Below are 6,634 nucleotides of genomic sequence, written 5' to 3'. Positions count from 1 at the left end.
GAGGAACGCCAGTTCCTCGGTCTTCTTCCACGCCGTCAGCATCGCCGACGTGGCGTTGTAGTTCACCCGTTCCTGACGCATCGTCCATGCCTCGGTCCGGGCGGCCAACGCCTTGTTGTAGACGAGCCGCACACACCCGAACGTGCGCGACAGCTCGGCCGCCTGCGCGTCGGACGGGTAGAAGCGGAACTTGAATGCCCGCTTCACGTGAGCGGTCGTCACGGATCACACGCTAGCAGCCATCTTTGCGACCATCCGCCGGGCGATCGTCTTCCGAGACGCCACACCGCCTCAGCGGCGGCCTGGCGTCTCCCGTCCCGCTACGCGGGCGATCCGTTTCCTCTCCCGGCTGAAGCCGGGAGTATCCACGGAGGTATCAGATGACCGAGGCGGCCGCGGCACCCGGCGCTGACCACCGGGTACGCAACCGGGACCACGTACGCAACCGGGCTCGGGCATGGGCGCGGGCGCGCCGGGCGACGACCGTCTCGCGGCTGACGACTCCTGTCGGCCTGCCCTCCGCCCGAGCGGCGCGAGCAGTGACAGCCGCCGGGCGCCGGGGCCTCCGGCTGCCGCCCGTGGTGTGGGACGCGCTGCTGCCGGCGCTCCTGCTCCTCAACGTCCTGACCACGTACGCGCCGCAGGACCTGCCGGTGGCCGTGGCCCTCACCGCCGCCCTCGCGCTGCCCCTGCTGTGGCGGCGCCGGGCCCCGTTCACGGTGTTCGGCGCCGTGACGGCCGCAGCGCTCGTCCAGTGGCTGATGGACGTCCAACTCCCGGCGGACATCGCCCTGTTGGTTGCTCTCTACACGGTGGCCGCGCACTCGGGCCGGCGCGGCACGCTCCTCGCCGGTGCCGTCGTCGAGGCCGGAGTCCTGCTGGCCTGCCTGCGCTGGGCGCCGGAGGGCGCGTTCCCGACCCCCTTCGTCGCTCTCACCGCGACGGCCGTCGCCGCCGCCGTCCTCGGTGTGAACGTGCGCACCACCCGCGCCTACCTCGCGGCCCTGGAGGAACGGGCCGAACGCCTGGAGCACGAGCGGGAGCAGCAGGCGCGACTGGCCGTCGCCGAGGAACGGACCCGCATCACCCGGGAGATGCACGACATCGTCACCCACAACCTGTCCGTCATGGTCGCGCTCACCGACGCCGCCGTCTACGCACAGCACCGGTCGCCCGCGAAAACCACCGCCGCGATGCTCCAGATCTCCGAGACGGGCCGCCAGGCCCTGACCGACATGCGGCGCTCGCTGGGCATCCTGCGGACCGACGAACCGGACGCGGAGCTCCACCCGTTGCCCGGCATCGCACAACTGGACGCCCTCGCCGACCAGATGTGCGCCGCCGGGCTGCCGACCCGCCTCGAAGTCCACGGCGCCCACGGCCACGTACCCGCCACCGCACAACTCACCGTCTACCGCCTGGTACAGGAAGCCTTGACCAACGCCCTCAAGCACACACCCACCGGCACCCGCGCGACGGTCCGGATCCGCTGCTCGGCCGGGACCGTCACCGTGGACGTCACCGACAACGGCCCCCGCCCGCCACGTCCCGCCGCCGGCACACCGGCCGGCCACGGCATCCCCGGGATGCGCGAGCGCTCGGCCGCCTACGGCGGGACGCTGGAGGCCGGGCCGCTCCCGGGCGGCGGCTGGGGAGTCCGGACCCGCCTCGTCCTCGACAGCAGCGGGGCGGCGTCCGCATGACGATCCGCATCCTGATCGCCGACGACGAGGCGCTGCTCCGCATGGCCTTCAGCACCGTCCTGGAGGCCCAGCCCGACATGGCACCCGTCGGCGAAGCGGCGGACGGCAGCCAGGCCGTCCGCCTCGCCCGGGAGCTGCGCCCCGACGTCGTCCTGATGGACGTCCGGATGCCCGGGACCGACGGGATCGAGGCGACGCGGCAGGTCGTCGAGGTCTCCCCGCAGAGCCGCGTGCTGATCCTCACCACCTTCGACCTGGACGACTACGCCTTCGCCGGGCTCGGCGCCGGAGCCTCGGGCTTCCTGCTGAAGAACACCAGGCCCGAGGAGCTCCTCACCGCGATCCGCAACGTCGCCGCCGGCGACGCGGTGCTCTCCCCCCGGATCACCCGGCGCCTGCTGGAGAACTGCCGCCCGCACCTCCCCGACCGCAGCAGCGCCGACGGCGGCCGCACCGCGCACGACGAGCGGCTGGGCCGGCTCAGCGCCCGCGAACGCGAGGTGCTCGTCCAGGTGGGCTGCGGCCTGTCCAACACCGAGATCGCGGCCGCCCTGTACCTCGCCGAGGCGACCGTGAAGTCCCACCTGGGGCGGATCCTGCAGAAGCTCGAACTCCGCGACCGGGTCCAGGCCGTGATCTTCGCCTACGAGAGCCGCCTCGTCCACCCGGTCTGACGCCGCCGCCGAAGCCCTGGCGCTGTGCCGTCCGGTCTGCAGGCCGGTCGTCCCCACCTGGCGGAGCGTGCGCAGTCAGCGGGAGATGCGCAGTCAGCGGTGAGGGCTGTGACGGCTGTGGCGGCGGGTGCGGCGCCCCGGGCCCGTGGCGGGATCGGCGGCGGCGAGGCCGAGGGAGAGGGTGATCCGGGCGCCGCCGAGCGGGCCGCGGTCGATCCGCAGGCTGCCGGCGGTGGCCGAGGCGGCGCGGCGGGCGATGTCCAGGCCGAGGCCGGTGGAGCCGGTGCTGGCGCCGCGGGCCAGGGCGCCGTCCGGGTCGTCGATGCCGGGGCCGGCGTCCTCCACGGTGAGTTCGACGCTCTGCGCGGTGCGCTCCACCCGGACGGCCAACGAGGTCCCGGCCGGGGTGTGCCGGAAGACGTTGCCGACCAGCGAGTCGATCACCGCCGTGAGGTCGTCCGCGGGGAGCTGGACGGGTGTCGGCTCGGTGGTGATCTCCAGCCGGCAGGCGCGGTCCTGGTGGCCCGCCAGGGTGGCCCAGAAGCCCGCCCGGTGGCGGATCACCTCCGCCGCCTCCGCGCGAGGACCGGTACCCGCCGCCGACGCCCGGCCCGCGCCGGGCCGCGGGCCACCCGTCGCGCGGGTGTCCTCGGCGGCGGTGAGCGCCCGGCCCATCGGCCCGGTGGCCAGCGGGGTGCGGGCGGCGGCGATGATCGAGTTGAGTTCCTCCTCCAGCTGCGCCACGGCCGTGCTGATCCGGCGGGTGTCCGGGCCGGGGGCCATCCGGTCCGCGGCCAGGTGGAGGGCGGTCAGCGGGGTGCGCAGCCGGTGCGAGAGGTCGGCGACCAGTTCGCGTTCGGTCGCCAGCAGGTCGACCATGCGGTCGGCCATCGCGTTGAAGGCCTGCCCGGCGTCCCGCAGCTCCCGGGGCCCGCCGGGCTCCACCCGGATCTCCAGGTCGCCGGCGCCGAGGGCGTGCGAGGCCCGGGAGAGGGTCCTGGAGGAGCGCACCACCTGGGCGCCGAGCCGGTCGGCGACCAGCACCGAGCCGGCGATCAGGCCGACGGCCAGCAGCGACATCACCGCCCAGGACGCGCTCACCCCGCGGGTGAGGTCGGCGTCGGGGACGAACTCCTCGACCACGGCCGTCCCGTCCTGGCCGAGCACCACGGGCTGGAGGTAGAGCCAGCCGCCGGGGACGTCCCGGGCGATCGACTCGCCCTCGTCCATCGCCCGGCGCAGCAGTTCGGCGGGGGCGTGCCCGGCCCCCAGGTGCCGGCCGTCGGGCAGGTGAACGCCCAGACCCTCCCCCGGGTCCAGGCCGGAGACGGCCTGCTGGAGGTCGGCCGTGCCGGTGGTGAGGGCCAGCACGGGCGCCAGGGCGGCGGCCCGCTGCTCGGCGGCGGTGGTGCTCTGCTTGCGGGCCTGGTCGGCCACCAGCACGCCGAGCGGGATCAGGAACGCCAGGGCCACCATCGAGGTGACGGCCAGGGCCACCCCGGCCAGCGACCGTCTCACCGCGGCGTCACCATCTTGATCCCGACCCCGCGCACCGTCCTCAGGTAGCGGGGGAGCGAACCGCGCTCGCCGAGCTTGCGCCGCAGCGCCGAGAGGTGGACGTCGATGGTCTGGTCGTCCACGTACGGCTCGCGCCAGACCTCGGCGAGCAGCTGGCGCTTGGGCACCACCTGGTCGACGTGCCGGGCGAGGTAGGCGAGCAGGTCGAACTCCCGGCGGGTCAGTTTCAGCTCGACCCCGTCCAGGTGGGCCGAGCGGCCGCGCGGGTCGATGACCAGCCCGCCCACCGCGAGGAGTTCGCCCTGGCCGGCCGCCGGGCCGGGCGCGGCGGCCGGCGGGTGGTGGGCGGCCGCCGCGGAGCGCCGCAGCACCGCGTTGAGCCTGGCCACCAGCTGCCCGCCGGAGAACGGCTTGACCAGGTAGTCGTCGGCGCCGGCGTCCAGCAGCTTGATGATCTCCGCCTCGTCGTCGCGGGCGGTGGCGACCAGCACCGGCACCTGGGAGATGCCTCGGATCATGCGCAGCGCGTCCGCACCGTCCAGGTCCGGCAGCCCGAGGTCGAGCACCACGGCGTCCAGCGGCGCCCGGGTGACCTCGCGCAGCGCGCCGAATCCGTCGCCGGCGCTGCGCACCAGGTGCCCGTGCGCGCTGAGCACCTCGATCAGCGAAGCGCGTATCTCGGGTTCGTCTTCGACGACAAGGACGCTCGGCATGGGGGACACCGTAGCGGATCGTGGATGATGGGCCGCGTGCCCCGCCTCGCTCGCTACCTGCTGGTTTGGATCTGCTGCACGGCCTTTGCCGTGACGGCCGTGTTCTTCGCGGTCGGCTTCGTCGTGGACTCCACGGCCGAGGTCCCGCCGACGGTCCGGACGACGGCGAACGGGATCGGGGCGGCGGCCTCGGCGGTGGCGGAGAGCCCGTCCGCGGCGCCCGTCCCGGCCGGCGGCCCGCCGTCCGCCGCGCCCTCCTCCGCCCTCTCCGGTTCGACCTCCGCCGCGACACCGGGCGGCTCGCCGACCGCCGGCGGCGGCCCCTCGGCGGCGAAGTCCCGGGTGCCGACCTCGCCCGGCAGCACGGCTCCCGGCACGACCGGCTCCGGCACGACCGCGCCCGCGCCGCAGGGCGGCGACCGGGCCGGCTCCTGCCCGGGCGGACCGGGCGTGTACACCGTGAAGTCCGAGGGCGGGCAGGTCACGGTCCGCTACGGCGCCACCGCCGTCTGCCTGGTCTCCGCGCTGCCGGCGCCCGGGTTCACCACCCAGACCACCCAGGGCTCCGCGCAGACCCTCCAGGTCACCTTCTCCAGCTCCCACCACCGCTCGCTGATCACCTCCACGGTGCAGCCGCGCGCCCAGTCCTCGGTCCGCGAGACGGATCTCTGAGCGGACCGGCAGGCCTCCCGGCCGGGGCCGGGACGACCCCGGCCGCACGGGTCCGGACGCAGGTCGGGCAGGGTTTGGCGGGCTGTTCCCGAAGCACAGGCTGCGGGCTTCCTTAGCCGTTCCTGAAGATCGGCCGGAACAGCGTGACAGGCCGTTCGGGCGTCCTATGCTCGCTGTCGCAGAGAGCTTCTGACGGCCCGCAGAACCGGCGGCGCGACAGGGCTCCACGCGCACACCGGACTCGCGGACCGGGGCGCGCCGACCCACCGTCTCCCGACGCCCGGCCCCACGGCCGGGCCCGGGACGCGGCACCCCTCACCCGATCCCGAGGTACCACCATGTCCATCGACCCCCGCGCACCCCGGCCCAAGCGCCGCACCCCGGCCCACCGCGCCGCCCGGCGGGCGACCCGGCTGCCCCGGGCGGCCGTCGTCGGAGCGATGCTGCTAGCCGTCGGCGGGACCGTGGCCACGGTCGCGGCGCTCCCCGCCCCGGCCGGCGGCACGGCACCCGGCACGGCCGCCGCCGCGGCCGACATCGCTGCGGCCGGCACCACGCCGACTCCCGTACACACCAAGGCCAGTAGCGCCGCTACAGCCGCCCCGACCGGTCCGGCCGCGCCCACCACCGAGCCCGCCGGCGCGAGCCCCCAGCCGGCCTCCCCCTCGGCGGCGAAGCCCAGCAGCACCCGCACCGGCGGCCCCGGCACGGCGGCCACGACCCCTGCCGCCGCAGCCGCCACCACTGCGGCGTCCACCCCCGCGGCCCCCGCCACCCCGGCCTCCTCGGCCCCCGCCGCCAAGACCGACGGCGCGGCGGCGGGCGCGGCGGGCGCGGCGGGCGGCGGGGACGAGGTCCAGCAGGTCCTCGCCCTGATCAACGACGCCCGGGCCGCCCAGGGCCTCCCGCCGTACACCCTGACGGCCGGACTCACCGCGGCCGCCGCCGGGCACAACGACGTGATGAGCGGCGGCTGCGGCCTGGCCCACCAGTGCCCCGGCGAACCCGCCGTCGGCAAGCGGGAGAGCGCCCAGGGCGTCCACTGGGGCACCGCCGGCGAGAACATCGGCCGCGGCGGACCGGTCTCCACCGCCACCGCCGACATCGCCGCCCAGGCCGTCCGCCTGACGCAGAGCATGCTCGACGAGAAGCCCCCCGAGGACGGCCACCGCCGCAACCTGCTCAGCCGGAGCTTCACCCACATCGGCATCTCCGTGTACCGCGACTCCGCCGGCACGGTCTGGCTCACCCAGGACTTCTCCGACTGATCCGGCCACCGCCGGACCGTCCGCCCGCATTGTCCGCGGGCACCTCCCCGGCCCTCCCGGGCACCTCCCGGGCCCTCCCCCGCCCC

General features: G+C 75.6%; 7 protein-coding genes. 4 read left to right on the top strand and 3 right to left on the bottom strand.

Going from position 1 to position 6,634, the window contains the following annotated elements:
* Positions 1 to 222: helix-turn-helix domain-containing protein (locus ACIPSC_RS38515; RefSeq protein ID WP_400834903.1), on the bottom strand; the 222-nt coding region annotated here is incomplete at its 3' end.
* A gap of 317 nt (positions 223 to 539) precedes the next feature.
* Between ACIPSC_RS38515 and ACIPSC_RS38510 the strand changes: the two genes are divergently transcribed.
* Positions 540 to 1,703, top strand: a complete 1,164-nt coding sequence (locus ACIPSC_RS38510) for a sensor histidine kinase (protein ID WP_400834900.1) — start codon at positions 540 to 542, stop codon at positions 1,701 to 1,703.
* Positions 1,700 to 2,377, top strand: a complete 678-nt coding sequence (locus tag ACIPSC_RS38505) for a response regulator (protein ID WP_400834897.1) — start codon at positions 1,700 to 1,702, stop codon at positions 2,375 to 2,377. The genes ACIPSC_RS38510 and ACIPSC_RS38505 overlap by 4 nt, the downstream gene beginning before the upstream one ends.
* A 93-nt stretch (positions 2,378 to 2,470) precedes the next feature.
* On the opposite strand, the gene ACIPSC_RS38500 is transcribed toward ACIPSC_RS38505, so the two are convergent.
* Together ACIPSC_RS38500 and ACIPSC_RS38495 are read right to left on the bottom strand one after the other, a co-directional pair.
* Positions 2,471 to 3,895 (bottom strand): ATP-binding protein, encoded by a 1,425-nt coding sequence (locus ACIPSC_RS38500; RefSeq protein ID WP_400834894.1) that lies wholly within the window; start codon positions 3,893 to 3,895, stop codon positions 2,471 to 2,473.
* Positions 3,892 to 4,608 (bottom strand): response regulator transcription factor, encoded by a 717-nt coding sequence (locus tag ACIPSC_RS38495; protein ID WP_400834892.1) that lies wholly within the window; start codon positions 4,606 to 4,608, stop codon positions 3,892 to 3,894. The genes ACIPSC_RS38500 and ACIPSC_RS38495 overlap by 4 nt, the downstream gene beginning before the upstream one ends.
* A 36-nt stretch (positions 4,609 to 4,644) precedes the next feature.
* Here ACIPSC_RS38495 and ACIPSC_RS38490 point away from each other — a divergent pair, with 36 nt between their 5' ends.
* Positions 4,645 to 5,280 (top strand): hypothetical protein, encoded by a 636-nt coding sequence (locus tag ACIPSC_RS38490; protein ID WP_400834889.1) that lies wholly within the window; start codon positions 4,645 to 4,647, stop codon positions 5,278 to 5,280.
* Positions 5,281 to 5,618: 338 nt separating this feature from the next.
* Complete coding sequence (locus ACIPSC_RS38485; RefSeq protein ID WP_400834886.1) at positions 5,619 to 6,548, top strand: CAP domain-containing protein; 930 nt, start codon at positions 5,619 to 5,621, stop codon at positions 6,546 to 6,548.
* The last annotated feature ends 86 nt before the right edge of the window (positions 6,549 to 6,634 follow it).

The sequence above is a fragment of the Kitasatospora sp. NPDC090091 genome, assembly GCF_044747365.1.
Lineage (GTDB): Bacteria > Actinomycetota > Actinomycetes > Streptomycetales > Streptomycetaceae > Kitasatospora.
The sequence above is the reverse complement of the archived record's forward strand: the minus strand, read 5'-3'. Positions and strand labels throughout refer to the sequence as shown.

Excerpts from the sequence above, each read along its gene's own strand:
- ACIPSC_RS38505 (WP_400834897.1), top strand. The coding sequence starts at position 1,700 with ATGACGATCCGCATCCTGATCGCCGACGACGAGGCGCTGCTCCGCATG.
- ACIPSC_RS38495 (WP_400834892.1), bottom strand. The coding sequence starts at position 4,608 with ATGCCGAGCGTCCTTGTCGTCGAAGACGAACCCGAGATACGCGCTTCG.
- ACIPSC_RS38485 (WP_400834886.1), top strand. The coding sequence starts at position 5,619 with ATGTCCATCGACCCCCGCGCACCCCGGCCCAAGCGCCGCACCCCGGCC.